Source organism: Sulfitobacter faviae, assembly GCF_029870955.1.
Classification (GTDB): Bacteria; Pseudomonadota; Alphaproteobacteria; order Rhodobacterales; family Rhodobacteraceae; genus Sulfitobacter; species Sulfitobacter faviae.
Window position 1 is genome coordinate 2,942,694 of record NZ_PGFQ01000001.1, and the last position, 16,768, is coordinate 2,959,461.

The following is a 16,768-nucleotide window of genomic DNA, read 5'->3' on the forward strand; positions in this document are numbered from 1 at the left end:
CCTGCCCCGATTTCCACCAGAGGCGGGCCTTGGGCCTGCACCCGATTTCCAAAGGAGAACCAAGAGATGGCAATCACAGCATCCATGGTCAAGGAACTGCGCGACAGCACCGGCGCAGGCATGATGGACGCCAAGAAGGCATTGACAGAAAACGACGGCGACATGGAAGCCGCTGTCGACTGGCTGCGCACCAAAGGTCTGGCCAAAGCGGCGAAGAAATCCGGCCGTACCGCTGCCGAAGGTCTTGTGGCTGTTAAGGTCGAAGGCGGTCACGGTGTCGCGGTTGAGGTGAACTCTGAAACTGACTTCGTCGGCAAGAACGCCGAATTCCAATCCATGGTCAGCAACATCGCCGATGCCGCGCTGAAAGTGGACGATGTCGAAGCGCTGAAAGCGGCTGAGATCGACGGCAAATCCGTTGAAACCACCCTGACAGACGCCATCGCCAAAATCGGCGAGAACATGTCCCTGCGCCGCATGCAGAGCATCGAAGGCGAGACTGTCGTCTCCTACGTCCACAACGCCGCCGCACCCGGCATGGGCAAAATCGGCGTTCTGGTCGCTATGACCGGTGGCAACGAGGAACTGGGCAAGCAGATCGCGATGCACATCGCCGCTGTGAACCCCGCGTCGCTCTCCGAAGCTGATCTGGACCCGGCCGTGGTCGAGAAAGAGAAGCAGGTTCAGATGGACATCGCCCGCGAAAGCGGCAAGCCCGAAGCCGTGATCGAGAAAATGATCACCGGCCGCATGCAGAAGTACATGTCCGAAGTGACACTGGTGAACCAGTCCTTCGTCGTGAACCCTGACCTGACCGTCGGCAAAGCCGCCGAAGAAGCGGGCGCAACCATCACTGGTTTCGTGCGTCTGGAAGTTGGCGAAGGCATCGAAGTCGTCAAAGAAGACTTCGCAGCGGAAGTGGCGAAAGCCGCGAAGGGCTAAGCCTTCTCGACCTGAAGAATATGGGGCGGTGCATTCCGATGCGCCGCCCTTTTTCGTGGGCAATCACCGATGGCGACGCCGACACAAACGACAGCTCGAAGCATCAGGGCAAGTTCTGGATGGGGCAGGGGAAGGATCCGGTCAGCCAGGCGAAAAATAAACCTGACTGAGACCGGCGAGCCAAAAAGCGCCTTGGTATTACAAGGATTAAAGGCCCGTCGTACCGCGGGTGCGAACACCCGCGATACTGGCGGACCATGGCCATCTACTACCTGAGGTGCCAGTAAGGTATTCCATACCCTAATATATTACGGATCCATCACAAACATCTGGTTCGCAAAGGCCGCTTTCAGCACCGCCTGAGCCGTCGTCTCGACCGACAAAGCCTCCCGCGCGAGGCGCAGGTGTTTTTCGACCGTAGGCGCCGTCAGACCCATCAGCAGGGCGATATCCTGCGTGGTCTTGCCATCTCCGACCCATTGCAGCACCTCCAGTTGACGCCGCGTGAGGCTGCGGTTAGGGCTGCTATAGGGCAGGGAGAGGATCTTCAGATGCGCAATTTCATTCATCAACTGAATGTCAGCGCCATGCGTGGCCCAAATCGCATCCACCTCATCCTGAGACAGGCCACGGCGCGCTGTTAGCGCAATCGCCCCCTTGGACCGGGCCGAGATCGAGCGGAAGCTGATCGTATAGCCCGCCGTCACATCCATGCTGGCGTTGAAGTCGATCACTCGTTTTTCGGTCTCCGATAAGCCATCGCGCTGCGTGATTTCCGCCAAGGAGCCCCAGCTACAGGCGCCTTCGTTGTTGAGCGCCCAACGCAGCATCGGCGCGTTGAAGTAGAGCCCACTGTGCACATAGCCGTTGAGGTATTCCGTGCTTTGATTGCTCAGAATCACGAAATCCGCCGGATCGCCCAAAGAGGTCGGTGTGCGGTAGCGCGTAAAGCCGTAGATCAGCCGGTCGAACCCATAGTCAGCCATCTGTCGCGTATGGGCATCCCAGAGTTCTTCGATTGTCGGGCTATGCGCGATCTGATGAAGATAGTCGCGCAAATTCATTAGCTTACGATATGACGTTGAAGGGCTTGAATGGCCAGAATATAACCGTGGACGCCAAAGCCGCAAATCTGCCCAAGGGCCACCGGCGCGATATAGGACGTGTGGCGGAAACTTTCACGGGCGTGAATGTTGCTTAGATGCACTTCAACCACAGGCAGTTCGACCGACGCGATAGCGTCCATCAACGCGATAGAAGTGTGCGTATAGGCGCCGGCATTCAGAATGATACCGGCATGTTGGCCGCGCGCCGCATGGATTAGATCGATCAGGCTGCCTTCGTGGTTCGACTGCGCAAACTCCATCTCCAGACCCAGCCGTGCGGTTTCCTCGGCACAGAGGGCCTCAACATCCGCCAAGGTGGTCTTGCCATAGACCTCAGGCTGCCGCGTGCCCAAAAGGTTCAGGTTCGGGCCGTTCAAAATAAGTACAGACGCCATAATCACTCACATTAAATCATCTAGATAGTGTTAACGGAGCAAAACTGGCGCTGTCCAGCGTCAGGTGGCATTGCGGTGCTGCTGTGGCGAGAAAATCGCAACAACAAGGCTGGCATTGTGAACTCACGGTGAAGTGCAGTTCTTGATATGTCGTTTTACTCCAACCGGTTCTGTATTTCCATCAGGTTGCTTTCAAAGACCTCAGCGGGCGTCCGGTAGCCAAGGCACTTGCGCGGCGTTGCGTTGAGGCGGTGGCAAATCGACCTCAAATATCGATTTGTCAGCGCCGTCGGTGCGGTTGATCTTGGAAGGTATCGACGCAGCCTGTTGTTCGTATTCTCAACAGTGCCTTTCTGATAGGGCGCTTGCGGGTCACAGAACCAGGCATCCGCTCCGATCCCGGCCTTGAGATATTTCCAGGCCGAGAACTCGGTGCCGCGGTCGAAGGTAATCGACTGGCGCGCATCGGCGGGCAGGGGAGCCAACCCGTTGATCAGAGACTCCATGATCGGTTTGGATTGGCGATCTTCATTACGCATCACGACGGCATAGCGGCTGACGCGCTCCACCAGTGACGTCACGTTTACCTTCCCATGCTCCTTGCGGAACATCATCAAGTCGCACTCCCAATGGCCGAATTCTAAGCGTTTTGAGACACGCTCAGGCCTGTGTGACAGGCTTTGACTGTCAAATATGTGGGTTCTGTTGTGCCTGCGGTAACCACGCGGCCGACGGTGGCGACGATGCTCAGGGAGATGGCGGTAGAACTGTTCCTCGCGACCGTCTTTGGAATAGGCAAAGCGATAGATCGTCTCGTGACTCACGCGGATCGGGTGCCGTTCGAGCCGCATCCTGCCGGCTATCTGTTCGGGCGACCAGCCAGCCTTCAGGCGGTTTTCGATAGCGGCTTTCAAATCAGGGTGGATGATCATCTTGCGATGGATCGCACGGCGCTGCTCATATTTGTCCTGAGCGACGAGCGCGTGATACCCATTTAGCTCAAGCAGTTCGTTGTCCGTGTACCGATTACGCTTAATGTCTCGGTAGATCGTGGACGGGTCGCGACCCAGTCGATCCGCGATCTCTGAAATCGGCATTTTGGCTTCAAGCCACTTTGCAAGCTTGCGACGTTCGTCCAGCTTCAGGTGACAGTAGTGGGTTCCCATTCTTCATACTCCATGCAACTCTCTGTATTCGTACATATTTTGCACTTCGTTTGTGAATCCACCCATGGCGATCTGTAAAACTGATAATCAGTGTTATGTAAATAAATCGGGTCCTGCGAGGGGCTGGATCAGTTTAACCCAAGGCGTAACCCGCGCCGCGCACGGTTCGGATCGGGTCTCCGCCACCTTCGCGCGTCAATGCTTTGCGCAAACGCGCGATGTGAACGTCCACCGTGCGCGTATCGACATAGATGTCGCGGCCCCAAACGTGGTCGAGCAATTGATCGCGGCTGAACACGCGCCCGGGTTTCTCCAGCAGCGTTGTTAGCAGCCGATACTCCGTCGGCCCCAGTTTCAGCTCGTTGCCCGCGCGGCTCACGCGGTGACGCTCCGGGTCGAGCTGGATATCGTCAAAGCTCAGCAGCGCGCCTGCGGCTGCGGGACGTGTGCGGCGCAACTGCGTGCGCACACGGGCCATGAGTTCGCGCAGGTTGTACGGCTTGATCACATAGTCATCCGCGCCGGTTTCCAGGCCCCGCACGGTATCCACTTCCTCAGAACGCGCAGAGAGCATGATAACTGGAATATGCCGCGTCGCCTCGCGCGATTTGAGCTGACGGCAAACTTCGATGCCGCTCATCAAGGGCATCATCCAATCGAGGATCACCAAATCCGGCGCGGCCTCTGAGACCAGAAGCATGGCTTCTTCGCCGTCTTCGGCCCGGCGCACCTCAAAGCCTTCGGCTTCGAGGTTATAGGCCAGTACCTCACGTTGCGCGGGTTCATCTTCTACCAGCAGAACCTGGGGTCGTGTGACGTCCATCGTCTCAGTCCTTCGCGGTGATCGAAGTGCGGTCGGCCTTGGGCCGGTCGTCCTCGGGCGTCTCACCGGTCACCAGATAGACAACCTGTTCGGCGATGGCCGTCACATGGTCACCCATACGTTCGACGTTTTTGGCGATGAAATGCAGATGCATACAGGCGGTGATGCTGCGCGGGTCTTCCATCATGAAGGTGAGGAATTCGCGGAAGAGCGCATTATACATCTGGTCGACATCTTCGTCGCGGGTGATCACATCGCGCGCAAGATCCGCGTCGCGCTGAATATAAGCGTCGAGCGCATCTTTCAGCATTGCCTCGACCGCGCCAGCCATGCGGCGGATCGCGCCGGTGCTGTCGCTGACAGGCTCCATCTGGTTCAGGACGCTGGTGCGCTTGGCCATGTTTTTTGCATAGTCGCCAATACGTTCGAGGTTGGCGCTAATCTTGATGACGCTCAGCGTCAGACGCAGGTCGATCGCGGTGGGCGCGCGCAGCGCAATGACACGGGCGGCGCTTTCGTTGATCTGCTCTTCCAGTCCGTCGATGGCCTTGTCCCCTGCCCGCACCTCATTGGCGAGCTCTTCGTCGCGGGTTTCCAGCGATTGCGCGCCGCGGCGAATGGCGTCTTCGACCAGCCCGCCCATTTTGAGGATCTGCGCCTGAACGGCTTCCAGATCGCGGTCGAATGCTGATGCAATGTGTTGATCTGACATGATATTATCCAATACGGCCGGTGATGTAGCTTTCGGTGCGCGGGTCTTGGGGCCGCGTGAAGATGTCGTCGGTGTCGCCAAATTCCACGAGGTTGCCGAGGTGGAAAAAGGCGGTTTTCTGGCTCACCCGCGCGGCCTGTTGCATGGAGTGTGTGACGATCACGACGGAGTAGTTCTGCCGCAATTCGTCAATCAATTCCTCGACTTGCGCGGTGGCGATGGGGTCAAGGGCCGAGCATGGCTCGTCCATCAAGAGCACTTCGGGTTCGGTCGCCACGGCGCGGGCGATGCACAGACGCTGCTGTTGGCCGCCCGAGAGGCCGGTGCCCGGTGCGTGCAGACGGTCCTTCACCTCGTTCCAGATCGCGCCCCGGCGCAGGGCTTGTTCGACGATATCGTCGAGGTCTGCCTTATTGCGGGCCAGCCCGTGGATGCGCGGGCCGTAGGCCACGTTGTCGTAGATCGACTTTGGGAAGGGGTTTGGCTTTTGAAAAACCATACCCACTTTGGCGCGCAGCTGCACCGGGTCGACCCGTTTGTCATAGATGTCTTCGCCATCGATGCGGATGTCGCCGGTCACGCGGGCCACATCAATTGTGTCGTTCATCCTGTTGATACAACGTAGAAAAGTCGATTTGCCGCAGCCCGAAGGGCCGATAAAGGCGGTCACGGTTTTGTCGTTGATGTCGATGTCCACGTCGCGAATGGCGTGGCTGTCACCGTAGTAGACCTGCACGTTGCGGGCCGCGATCTTGACGGGTTGGGTTGTCACGTCACTCTCCGAATATCTGTTGTCTTTCATGGTCCCGTCCTTGGTTTACCAGCGACGCTCAAAGCGGCGGCGCAGCAGCACGGCGATGGCATTCATCGTGATCAGGAACACCAGCAAGATGATGATACCGCCCCAAGCACGTTCGTAGAAGGCCGGGTCGGCGCGTTTGGCCCATTCATAGATCTGGGCCGGCATGGCGGAGTTCGGGGCCATCAGCCCTTCGGCGATGCTGTCGGGCGGGTTGGACGCGATGAAGCCCACCATGCCGATCAGCAGCAAAGGTGCCGTTTCGCCAAGGGCTTGGGCAAGCCCGATGATCGTCCCCGTCAGGATGCCCGGTGCGGCGAGGGGCAGCACATGGTGGAACACCGATTGCATTTTCGAGGCCCCTACCCCAAGCGCCGCGTCGCGGATCGAGGGCGGCACCGATTTGAGCGAGGCGCGGGTCGAGATGATGATCGTCGGCAGGGTCATCAGGGTGAGCACCAGACCACCCACCAGCGGAGCCGAGTTCGGCAGGTGCATGTAGTTGATGAAGACCGCGAGACCAAGGATACCAAAGACGATCGAGGGCACCGCGGCGAGGTTTGAGATGTTCACTTCGATGATGTCGGTGATCCAGTTCTTCGGCGCGAATTCTTCGAGGTAGATTGACGCGGCGACCCCGATGGGCAGCGCCAGCACCAGCACCACCAGCATCATCGCGAAAGAGCCGATCATCGACACCCCCATGCCCGCCGCTTCGGGCCGCGCGTCAGAGGCGTCGGCGCCTGTGATGAAGTCGAGGTTGAACCGCTTTTCGATGCTGCCGTCGGCGATCAACGCATCGACCAGATCAAGCTGTTTGGCGCTGATGTTCTTGTCATTGGCGATGCTTTCGCGGGTCACGCGGCCCTTGAGGTAGCCATCGACACGGCTGTTGGTCAGGAACTCGAACTCGGCATTCGTGCCGATCAACTCGGGGTTGGCCAAGACGTAGTTGCGCAACTGGGCAGCGGCGTCTTTCGACAGGATATCGGCCATCGCCTTGGGCTTGAGATCGGTCTCAACCTCGCCCGCTTCGACCTTGTTTTCAAAGGCAGATTTCAGCAGCGGTGAATATCCGAAGGTCGAGACCTTCTTTATGTCTTCCAGATCGCGGTTGCCGTTTTTGTCGAGCTTGTCTTCCAGCAGCGGCACGGAAAGCGTCACATAGGTCTGCTGAAACGCGCCGGTCCCGCGTGAGATGATGGTGAAGAGCAGCGTCAGCAGCATCAAGAGGCCGATCACGATGGCAATGATGCCATAGAGCTTGAAACGGCCCTCGGAAGCGTTGCGGCGTTTGGTGCGTCCGTCTTGAACCAGCAGGGAGGCTCCGCGCGGGTCTGCGATGGGGGCTGCGGGGTTGGGGATATCGCTCATTCGTACTGCTCCCGGTATTTGCGCACGATGTAGAGGGCCAGCACGTTCAGGCCCAAGGTCAGGACGAAGAGGGTCAGGCCAAGGGCGAAGGCCACCAGCGTCTCGGGGCTGGCGAAATCGCTGTCCCCGGTCAACTGGCTGACGATGCGGGTGGTGATGGTGGTCATGGCTTCCAGCGGATTGGCCGAGATGCGGGCGATGGCCCCTGCCCCCAGCACCACGATCATGGTCTCACCGATGGCGCGGCTCGCGGCCAGCAGCACGGCGCCCACGATGCCCGGCAGCGCCGCAGGCAGCACCACTTGGCGGATCGTCTCGGACTGGGTCGCGCCCAGCCCGAAGGAGCCGTCGCGCAGGGATTGGGGCACCGCGTTGATGATGTCGTCCGACAGGGAGGAGACAAAGGGGATCAGCATGATGCCCATGACCAGCCCCGCGGTCAGAACCGAGGTCGCCCCCGACATCCAATCGACGCCCAGAAGCCCCTCTTCCCCGCGTCCGAAGACTTGGACGAGGAACGGCCCAACCGTCAGCAGCGCGAAAAGGCCGTAAACGATTGTGGGGATGCCTGCGAGGATTTCGAGCAGCGGCTTGGCTGTGGCGCGCACCTTGGGGCCTGCATATTCGCTGAGATAGATCGCGGCGAAAAGCCCGATGGGCACGGCCACCAGTAGCGCGATCAGCGAGATATACAGCGTCCCCCAAAGCAGCGGCAGGATCGACAGGTCACTGTCGCCGCGGAAATTCGGCGCCCAGGAAGAGCCGAAGAAGAAGTCGGTCCAGGGGTGCAGGTTGAAGAAATTGATCGTCTCGAAGAGCATCGACAACACGATGCCCACCGTGGTCAGGATCGCGAGTGACGCCGCGAGGATCAGCAGCGCCTTCACGCCCCCTTCGACCCGGTTGCGGGCGCGGAAGGTGGCATCGGTTTCGCGGTAGACCATGGCCAGCCCGGCCAAGGCGATCAGCGCCACGATGATGTTGCGCCAGAAATTGCCCGTCGCCGTCATCTCGCGGTAAGTCTGCGCAGCTTGCAGCACCTCGGGGCTGATCTCGGCCCCCAAGGCAACGCCCTGTTCGCCCAGCCATGCGCGCAGGTCATCGGCAGCGGAAAGATCGGTCGCATCGGCCGCGCTAAGCGCGCCGGAAGAGACGGACGCGTCCAGCCCATCGGCCAGACGACGCACATCGCTCATGATCAGATTGACGGAGGAACCTTCGGGCACAGCCTCGGCGGGGATCATATCGACCACCGAAGATTGCACCAGCATCGGCTGGATCAGCAGCCAGAGTCCCAAAACCAAAAGCGCGGGCACCGCCACGCTCATCACCGCATTGTAGCCGTAGTAGCTTGGCAGCGAATGCAGCTTGCGGCTGTCACCTTGGGCAGAGGCCAAAGCCCGACGCCGCGCAAGGAAATACCCGCCCAGTGCCAGTGCCGCGATCAGGATGACCAGCGGCAGCACCGCGCCTGTTGTCAGTATTTGTCCCACATGTCCCCCGGTGGATCAAAAAGCGAAAAACCGGGGGCAGTCACCCGCCCCCGGCGATAAGGGTAAAGGCTTAGGAGCCGCTGCCCATCACGGTTTCATCGGCAACCACGGACTGGGTGTCGGCCAGTTCAGGGTCGGAGACCAGACCGTATTCGGCCAGCGGGCCGTCGGGGCCGGCAACTTCGTCGGCGACGAAGAACTCAGCGTATTCCTTAAGGCCGGGGATCACGCCGATGTGGGCTTTCTTGACGTAGAAGAACAGCGGGCGCGACACGGGGTAGTCACCCGAGGCGATGCTCTCGGTGGTCGGCTCGACGCCGCCCATGGTGGCAACTTGCAGCTTGTCGGTGTTGTTCTCGTAGAAGGCCAGACCGAAGACGCCGATGCCGTCTTGGTTGCTCTCGATGCGCGCCAGCGTCTCGGTGTAGTCGCCGTCGATGTCCACGGACTTACCGTCGGTGCGCAGGCTGATGCATTCTTTCTCAGCCGCTTTCTCGTCGCCGCCCGCCGCTTCGGCGAAAACTTCAAGATCGCCGGTCTCTTCGCAGCCCGCAAGGATCACTTTTTCTTCGAAAACTTCGCGCGTGCCGTGTTTGGTGCCGGGGATGAAGGCTTGGATCGGCTGAGCGGGGAAGTCGGGGTTGACCTGATCCCATGTGGTGTAGGGGTTCTCGGTCACTTCGCCGTCGACGACAACTTTGGCGGAGAGGGCTTTGTACCAATCGACCGGCGTGAACTCAAAGGTCTCGCCATTGATGTCGGAGGCAAAGACGATGCCGTCATAGCCGATGCGCACTTCGATGATGTCGGTCACGCCGTTCTCGGCACAGGCCGCCACTTCGGCGTCTTTGATCTGGCGCGAGGCATTGGCCACGTCGATGGTGTTCTCGCCCACGCCTTCGCAGAAGCGCTTGAGGCCAGCCGAGGAGCCGCCCGATTCCACGACCGGTGTCGGGAAGTCGAAGTTCTCGCCAAAGGCTTCGGCGACGATGGAGGCATAGGGCAGCACGGTCGAGGAACCGGCAACCTGTACTTGGTCACGCGCGGCAGCAGCGGTTGCGGATACGGCGGCAATCGCCAGGGCGGAAGTGGTGAGTTTTGCGAGTGACATGATATCTCCTGTCAGATGCGAATTGGTGACCACCCCATGGTGATCTGCGCCCCGTCTATGAAGGCGGTGCTGTGCTTTTGTGACAGCAACGTTACAGTTCCATGACAGTCGGCCTGAATCACCAAATTTCTGCAAAAATCAGTCAGAACCCGGTTTCATCGGCAGAATCACGCGGAATTCGGCCCCTTCGCCGGGGGTGCTGGTGATCTTGAGCCGCCCGCGGTGGCGATTCATGATGTGTTTGACGATGGCCAGACCCAGGCCCGTTCCGCCAAGCGCACGGCTGCGGTGGCTGTCGACCCGGTAGAACCGTTCGGTCAGACGCGGCAGGTGAATCGCGTCGATCCCGGGACCATGGTCACGCACGCTTACGTAAACCGCGGGGCCGCGCATCGCCGGGTCATGGGCCGTGCGTTTGACCGAAATCTCAACCCGGTTGTCGCGCCCGCCATATTTGATCGCGTTCTCGATGAGATTGGTAAAGACCTGCACCAACTGATCCGCATCACCCAGCACAAGGGCCGGTGCATCGCCCAGTTTTGGCGCCAGTGTCACATTGCTATCGACCGCCAGCGGCGCGAGGTTGCGTAGGGTGCCGCGCAGCACATCACACACATCAACCGGGGCCTCGGGGCGCACGCGTTCTTCGGCCTCCACCCGGCTGAGTGACAAAAGCTCCCCCACCAGCCGGTTCATTCGTTCGGCTTCTTGCGCCATGATCCCCAGAAACCGCTCGCGCGCCGCCGTGTCATCGCGTGCCGGGCCTTGCAGCGTCTCAATGAAGCCGATGAGCGCGGTAAGCGGGGTGCGCAACTCATGGCTCACATTGGCCACGAAATCGCGGCGCATCTGGCCTGCCTGCGCCATCTCCGTCACGTCGTTGAAACTGAGCAGGACAATCCCGTGGTTCCCCACCGGGCGCAGACTGACGTCATAGGTAGTGCCATGTTCGCCGCCGGTGCTGGTAAAGCGCGCTTGGCAGGGCCCCGCGCCCGCGAGACAGCGCTCGACCGCTTCGACCAGCCCCGGCTGGCGCAGCGCGGTGACGAAATGGCGGCCCAGCAGCCCCTTGCCCAGCAGATCCTCGGCAGGGGCGTTCAGAACGGTGATCCGCTCTTCGGCATTGATGGCCACACTCGGCAGCGGCAGCGCCGCCACCACATCGGAAAGGGTTACGGCGGTGCTGCCCATGTCAGAGCGGTTCAAGATCGCGGCGGAAGCGCGCGGCGTTCTCGGCATAGTGTTTGGCGCTCGCGGTCAACTGTTGGATCGCCCGCGCGTCAAGCTCACGCACCACTTTGCCCGGCACGCCCATGACGAGCGACCCATCGGGGATCACCTTGTTTTCGGTGATCAGCGCCCCTGCCCCGATCAGGCAGTTCTTACCGATCTTGGCACCATTCAGCACTGTGGCCCCCATGCCGATCAGAGAGTTGTCGCCGATGGTGCAGCCGTGCAGCATGACCTTATGACCGATGGTGCAATCTTCGCCGACGGTCAGTGGATAACCCATATCGGTGTGAAAGACGCAATTCTCTTGCACGTTGCTGCCGCGGCCCACGGTGATCATCTCATTGTCGCCGCGCAGGGTGCTGCCGAACCAGACGGAGGCTTCGGGGCCGAGCGTCACCTTGCCGATGACATTCGCATCAGGGGCGACCCATGCATCGGGGGAGACTTCGGGGCGGGCATCGGCGAGGGCGTAGAGGGTCATTTCAATTCCTCGAATTCGGATTGCAGACGGCGAACGTGATCCTTGATGGCGGGCTGTTGGCTCAGCCGCAGGCGCGCGGCGGTGATGATGGATTTCAGCCGCGCCTCGGTCTGGTCGAGATCGTCGTTCACCAGCACGAAGTCATAGCCATCCCAATGGCTGATCTCATCCCAGCTTTTGCCCATGCGCTTGGCAATCGTCTCGGCATCGTCTTGGCCCCGGCTTTCCAAACGGCGTTTCAACTCGGTGATCGAGGGCGGCAGCAGGAAGATCGACAGCGTATGCGTGTTCAGGTCGGAGTTGCGGATCTGCTGTGCGCCCTGCCAGTCGATGTCGAAAAGGATGTCCTGCCCCTGATCGATCGCCGCCTGCACGGGGGCTTTGGGGGAGCCGTAGAAATTGCCGAAGACATGGGCGTGTTCCAGCATTTCGCCCTCGGCCACGGCCTGCCGGAACTCCTCTTCGCCGACAAAGCGGTAATCCTTGCCATCCTCCTCGCCCGGGCGGGGGCGCGGGTGGTGGCGGAGACCGAGAAGTTGATCGTCGGATCCCATGCGCGCAGTGCGCGGGCCATGGTCGATTTGCCCGCCCCGGAGGGGAACTGAGGATGATCAGAAGGCCGCGTCGGCTTGGGTTTGTCACGTCTTACTCCACATTTTGCACTTGTTCGCGCATTTGGTCGATCACCGCCTTCAGGGCCAGACCGACAGTCGTCAATTCGGTGCTCTGCGCCTTGGAGCAGAGCGTGTTGGCTTCGCGGTTGAACTCCTGCATCAGGAAATCTAGCTTGCGCCCCACCGGCCCGCCCTGCCCGATCAGCGCGCGCGCGGCGGCGACATGGGCGGCAAGGCGGTCGATCTCTTCGGTGACGTCGGCCTTGACCGCGATCAAGGCCAGCTCCTGCGCCACCCGGTCCGCATCCGCGCCCTCACTGTTGTCAAGCACGCGGGCAAGGTTGCGGCGCAACTGGGCAGCGGTTTCTTCCTTACGGGCCTCGGCCAAAGCGGCGGCTTCGGCGGCGCGGTTTTCGACCTCGGTCAACTGCTCTTGCATCACATCGGCCAGCGCCGCGCCTTCCTGCGCGCGCATCTCGTTGAAATCACGCAGCAGGGTCGGCACTTCCGCCAGCAATGCGGCGCGCAGCGCGTCGATGTCCTGTGCCTGATCGGCCTGTTCCAACACGCCGCGCATGGAAAGAATGTCGCTCGCCCGCGAGGGCGCCAGCGATACGCCGGCATTCATCGCACGGGCCTCGATCTCATGCAGGGCGGTCAGCAGCGTGTCGACATGCGCCTCGTTGATCTGCAAGCTGCCGTCACTCTCAGCCGAGGAGATGCGCAGGTTGCAGGTGATATTGCCCCGGGCCACCTCCGCCGAAATTTGCTTGCGCAAGGCGGCCTCAAGCCCCTCGACCCAATCGGGCAGGCGCAGCCGCAGGTCTAGCCCTTTGCCATTGACCGCGCGTAGTTCCCAAGACCAGCTCCAACCCTCCAAAGCGCCGGAGGCAGAGGCGAAACCTGTCATGGACCTGATCATCAGCGCGTTCCTTGCAAGGGCGGTCATGTCCTGCCTTACGGCGAAACCCCCGCGAGGGGCAAGCCCCCGGCCCCTCGCCCGGCGGATCCCATGGCTCACGCGTTAACCACTTCAGCGAAAGCATGACGAATTCCTTAACCGCCTGCGGTATTAATGATTTGGTAATCATTTCGGCCGCATTGTGCCGCTGTCGTTTCAAAAACGGCTGCTGTATTGGCCAAGTCCTTATGGGTGAGTTTCAATGGGCAATACAGGCCACACCGCGCAGAATGTTGTCGCCATGTCAGATCATCGGACGCATGTTGGCTATGGCCCGCTGGCGCAGGTCGAAGCCTATTGGGAGGCCCTGCGCGGCAACAGATTGATGCCGCGGCGGTCGGATATCGACCCGCGCGGGATCGAGCAGGCATTGGAATATGCCTTTATCCTCGAACGTGTCGCCGTGGGTGTCGGACGGTTGCGGATTGCGGGCGGCCATCTGCGTGACCTCATGGGGATGGAGGTGCGCGGCATGCCGATCACCGCCTTTTTCGGCACGCAGTCGCGCCCCCGCGTCAGCGAAGCGCTGGAAGAAGTGTTTCAGATGCCCGGCCAGATCACACTGCATTTGGGCGCGGCGGCGAGCTATGGGCGGCCTGCCTTGACGGGGCGGATGCTGCTCTTGCCGCTGAAAAGCGACCTGGGCGATGTCAGTCGGGTGCTGGGCTGTCTCGTCGTGCTGGGGGAGATCGGCCAAACCCCGCGGCGCTTCGATCTGGCGCAGGCCACGCGGCAGAGCGCCTTTGGCGGGGTGGCCAAACCTGTGCGCCATGCCGATCCCTTGCAGCAGCCGCTTTTGCCACGCGAAACCGGATTCGCAGAGCCGAAGGCAAGCTTCACCGCCGCCCCATCGGGTGACATCCCGCCCTATCTCCGCCTAGTGAAGTCAGAGCAGGAATAGCCCGTCCGCCGCCCTCGGAACGCGAAAACGCCGCCCCGCAACTAGCGGGACGGCGTCTCTTTCGTCACAATCAAGTGCAGGCCGAGGCTGTTACCCTGCCGCCCGCGCCGTCTGTGCCACGCGGCGGTTCGACAGTTCCTCGGCCACGAGGAAGGCCAGTTCCAGCGATTGGCTGGCGTTGAGCCGCGGGTCGCAGGCCGTGTGGTAGCGATCGGACAGGTCTTCGTCGCTGACCGCCCGCACACCGCCGGTGCACTCGGTCACGTCTTGGCCGGTCATCTCGAAATGCACACCGCCGGGGACGGAACCTTCGGCGTTATGCACGGCAAAGAATTCATGCACTTCGCGCAGCACGGAATCGAAGGGCCGGGTCTTGTAGCCCGTGGAGGATTTGATCGTGTTGCCGTGCATCGCGTCACAGGTCCAGACGACATTGGCGCCCTCTTCCTGAACGGTCTTGATCAAACGCGGCAGGTGATCGCCCACCTGCCCCGCACCAAAGCGCGAGATCAGGGTGAGACGGCCCCCTTCATTCTCGGGGTTCAGCTTAGCCATCAAACGCTTGAGGTCATCGCTGGTCATCGAGGGACCACACTTCAGGCCAATCGGGTTTTGCACGCCGCTGGCAAACTCCACATGCGCCCCGTCGGGCTGCCGCGTGCGGTCACCGATCCAGATCATGTGACCCGAGCCTGCGAGCCACTTGCCGGTTTGGCTGTCACGGCGGCAAAGCGCCTCTTCATACTCCAGCAGCAGCGCCTCGTGGCTGGTGTAGAATTCCACCGATTGCAGCGTATGCGCGGTTTCGGCGGTCACCCCTGCGGCGGCCATGAAATCAAGCGTGTCGGAGATGCGGTTGGCGATCTCGCGGTATTTCTCGGCCTTTTCGTCATCGGTGAAGCCCAGCGTCCAGCCGTGCACCTGATGCACATCGGCATAGCCCCGGTCGAGAAGGCGCGCAGCAGGTTCAACGTGGCGGCGGCCTGCGTATAGGCGCGCAGCATCTTTTGCGGGTCGGGGATACGGGCCGCTTCGTTGAAGGCCAGATCGTTGATGATATCGCCGCGATAGCTGGGCAGTTCCACGCCATCCACCACTTCGGTCGGGGCCGAGCGCGGCTTGGCGAATTGACCGGCCATGCGGCCCAGTTTGATCACCGGCACCTTGGCCCCATGGGTCAGCACGATGGCCATCTGCAACATCACCTTGAAGGTGTCGCGAATGGCGTCCGAGCTGAACTGTTCAAAGCTTTCGGCGCAATCACCGCCCTGCAAAAGGAAGGCTTCGCCACGGCCCGCGGCGGCCAGATGTTTCTTCAACCGGCGTGCTTCGCCCGCAAAAACGAGGACCGGATAGCGTGCCAGCTGTGCCTCAACCGCTTCCAATGCGGCTTGGTCAGGGTAATCGGGCATCTGGACGCGCGGTTTGCTGCGCCAGCTCGAGGTGCTCCAGTCTGTCATCTTTCTACTCCGCTCCACAGCGCCGAGTGTCGGCGCTTCGTGATCTTTCTCTATACAAAGGCGCGGGGAAAGTGACCAGAACCGAAATGCGCCCTATTGACGTGGCGACAGGCCCGTGGGCAATGTTTCCGGCAAGTTCTGGCGGCCATGGCACATGTCGGCAGAGACGACCTGAATAGAAAGACGCCGTGATGTCCCAACCGCGCCCGGCCACCCGCATGCCCCCCAGACCGACAAGCCGCGGCGCTTCGTCTTTGTGTTGTTGGAGAATTTTACCCTTCTGAGCTTTGCCTCGGCGGTGGAATGCCTGCGGATCACCAACCGCATGCTCGAACGCGAGGTCTATGAATGGCAGGTCGTGGGGGAAAGCGGTGAGACCTGTGTAAGCTCATCCGGCGCGGTTTTCGCACTGGACGGCGGGCTTGAGGCGTTGGGCCGCGACGATACCATCATGATCTGCGGCGGCATCGGCGTGCAGGCCGCGACCACCAAGAAGCTGCTGGCATGGCTGCGCCGCGAGGCGCGCAAGGGGCTGGTTGTTGGCGGGCTTTGTACCGCGGCACATACGCTGGCCAAGGCGGGGCTGCTCGACGGCAAACGCGCCACGATCCATTGGGAGAATCAGGACAGTTTCGGCGAGGAATTTGAAGAGGTCATTCTGACGAAATCGGTCTTCGTGGTCGACGGCAACCGACTGACCACAGCGGGCGGCACGTCTTCTTTGGACATGATGCTGAAACTCATCGCCGATGATCATGGAGAGGAGACGGCCAATGCCGTGGCGGATCAGCTCATTTATTCCTCGATCCGCACCGACCAAGACACGCAGCGCCTGTCGGTGCCCACGCGAATCGGCGTGCGCCATCCCAAGCTTTCCCAAGTGATCCAGCAGATGGAGCGCAATATCGAAGAGCCGATCAGCCCCTCCATCCTCGCCCGCGACGTGGGCATGTCGACCCGCCAGCTAGAGCGTTTGTTTCGCCGCTACCTGAACCGCAGCCCAAAACGTTACTATATGGAATTGCGGCTGCAAAAGGCGCGCAACCTGCTGATGCAGACGGATATGAGCGTGATCAACGTGGCGCTGGCCTGCGGCTTTGCCTCGCCCTCGCATTTCTCGAAATGCTACCGGGCGCATTACCAGACCACGCCTTATCGTGAACGCGGCAGCCAATCCACCCGGCAGCCCGCCTGAGG

General features: G+C 61.0%; 16 protein-coding genes and 2 pseudogenes. 4 read left to right on the forward strand and 14 right to left on the reverse strand.

From position 1 onward, the window contains the following. Positions 1–66 precede the first annotated feature (66 nt). Entirely contained in the window at positions 67–942 is an 876-nt protein-coding gene (tsf, locus tag CUR85_RS15185; protein ID WP_067262078.1) for a translation elongation factor Ts, read from the forward strand. A gap of 38 nt (positions 943–980) precedes the next feature. Further along, positions 981–1,112: a hypothetical protein gene (locus CUR85_RS15190; protein ID WP_280322805.1), complete on the forward strand. Its 132-nt coding sequence runs from the start codon at positions 981–983 to the stop codon at positions 1,110–1,112. Positions 1,113–1,250: 138 nt separating this feature from the next. Here CUR85_RS15190 and CUR85_RS15195 read toward each other — a convergent pair whose 3' ends face one another. The 13 genes and pseudogenes from CUR85_RS15195 to CUR85_RS15255 form a co-directional block, all read right to left on the reverse strand. Beyond that, positions 1,251–2,006 carry a LuxR family transcriptional regulator gene (locus CUR85_RS15195; RefSeq protein ID WP_136720725.1) on the reverse strand — a complete coding sequence of 252 codons (756 nt, stop codon included), beginning with the start codon at positions 2,004–2,006 and terminating at the stop codon, positions 1,251–1,253. Further along, positions 2,006–2,443 carry a type II 3-dehydroquinate dehydratase gene (gene aroQ, locus CUR85_RS15200; protein WP_136720726.1) on the reverse strand — a complete coding sequence of 146 codons (438 nt, stop codon included), beginning with the start codon at positions 2,441–2,443 and terminating at the stop codon, positions 2,006–2,008. The genes CUR85_RS15195 and aroQ overlap by 1 nt, the downstream gene beginning before the upstream one ends. 155 nt (positions 2,444–2,598) lie before the next feature. Further along, the gene (locus tag CUR85_RS15205) at positions 2,599–3,609 is read right to left on the reverse strand and encodes an IS30 family transposase (protein WP_280322806.1); all 1,011 of its coding nucleotides are present in this window, start codon (positions 3,607–3,609) and stop codon (positions 2,599–2,601) included. 133 nt (positions 3,610–3,742) lie between these two features. Beyond that, entirely contained in the window at positions 3,743–4,432 is a 690-nt protein-coding gene (phoB, locus tag CUR85_RS15210; RefSeq protein ID WP_067266767.1) for a phosphate regulon transcriptional regulator PhoB, read from the reverse strand. Positions 4,433–4,436: 4 nt separating this feature from the next. Next, positions 4,437–5,144: a phosphate signaling complex protein PhoU gene (gene phoU / locus CUR85_RS15215; RefSeq protein WP_067266769.1), complete on the reverse strand. Its 708-nt coding sequence runs from the start codon at positions 5,142–5,144 to the stop codon at positions 4,437–4,439. 4 nt (positions 5,145–5,148) lie between these two features. Beyond that, positions 5,149–5,946: a phosphate ABC transporter ATP-binding protein PstB gene (gene pstB / locus CUR85_RS15220; RefSeq protein WP_067266771.1), complete on the reverse strand. Its 798-nt coding sequence runs from the start codon at positions 5,944–5,946 to the stop codon at positions 5,149–5,151. A gap of 15 nt (positions 5,947–5,961) precedes the next feature. After that, positions 5,962–7,317 (reverse strand): phosphate ABC transporter permease PstA, encoded by a 1,356-nt coding sequence (pstA, locus tag CUR85_RS15225; RefSeq protein WP_067266773.1) that lies wholly within the window; start codon positions 7,315–7,317, stop codon positions 5,962–5,964. Continuing rightward, the gene (gene pstC, locus CUR85_RS15230; RefSeq protein ID WP_197470959.1) at positions 7,314–8,783 is read right to left on the reverse strand and encodes a phosphate ABC transporter permease subunit PstC; all 1,470 of its coding nucleotides are present in this window, start codon (positions 8,781–8,783) and stop codon (positions 7,314–7,316) included. The genes pstA and pstC overlap by 4 nt, the downstream gene beginning before the upstream one ends. A gap of 97 nt (positions 8,784–8,880) precedes the next feature. Further along, the gene (locus CUR85_RS15235) at positions 8,881–9,921 is read right to left on the reverse strand and encodes a substrate-binding domain-containing protein (protein WP_067266775.1); all 1,041 of its coding nucleotides are present in this window, start codon (positions 9,919–9,921) and stop codon (positions 8,881–8,883) included. Between the two features lie 138 nt (positions 9,922–10,059). Then, the gene (locus CUR85_RS15240) at positions 10,060–11,112 is read right to left on the reverse strand and encodes an ATP-binding protein (protein ID WP_067266776.1); all 1,053 of its coding nucleotides are present in this window, start codon (positions 11,110–11,112) and stop codon (positions 10,060–10,062) included. 1 nt (position 11,113) lies between these two features. Beyond that, positions 11,114–11,635: a gamma carbonic anhydrase family protein gene (locus CUR85_RS15245; RefSeq protein WP_067266778.1), complete on the reverse strand. Its 522-nt coding sequence runs from the start codon at positions 11,633–11,635 to the stop codon at positions 11,114–11,116. After that, a pseudogene (gene gmk / locus CUR85_RS15250) lies at positions 11,632–12,277 on the reverse strand (guanylate kinase). Before gmk ends, CUR85_RS15245 begins: the two are co-directional and overlap by 4 nt. 3 nt (positions 12,278–12,280) lie before the next feature. Beyond that, positions 12,281–13,159 carry a YicC/YloC family endoribonuclease gene (locus CUR85_RS15255; protein ID WP_280322807.1) on the reverse strand — a complete coding sequence of 293 codons (879 nt, stop codon included), beginning with the start codon at positions 13,157–13,159 and terminating at the stop codon, positions 12,281–12,283. Positions 13,160–13,412: 253 nt separating this feature from the next. On the opposite strand from CUR85_RS15255, the gene CUR85_RS15260 reads away from it, so the two are divergent. Next, entirely contained in the window at positions 13,413–14,111 is a 699-nt protein-coding gene (locus CUR85_RS15260) for a PAS domain-containing protein (RefSeq protein ID WP_067266782.1), read from the forward strand. Between the two features lie 90 nt (positions 14,112–14,201). Here the strand turns inward: CUR85_RS15260 and CUR85_RS15265 are convergent. Next, positions 14,202–15,571, reverse strand: a pseudogene (locus tag CUR85_RS15265) (class II 3-deoxy-7-phosphoheptulonate synthase). Positions 15,572–15,827: 256 nt separating this feature from the next. On the opposite strand from CUR85_RS15265, the gene CUR85_RS15270 reads away from it, so the two are divergent. After that, positions 15,828–16,766 (forward strand): GlxA family transcriptional regulator, encoded by a 939-nt coding sequence (locus tag CUR85_RS15270; RefSeq protein WP_425520142.1) that lies wholly within the window; start codon positions 15,828–15,830, stop codon positions 16,764–16,766. Positions 16,767–16,768: the final 2 nt, after the last annotated feature.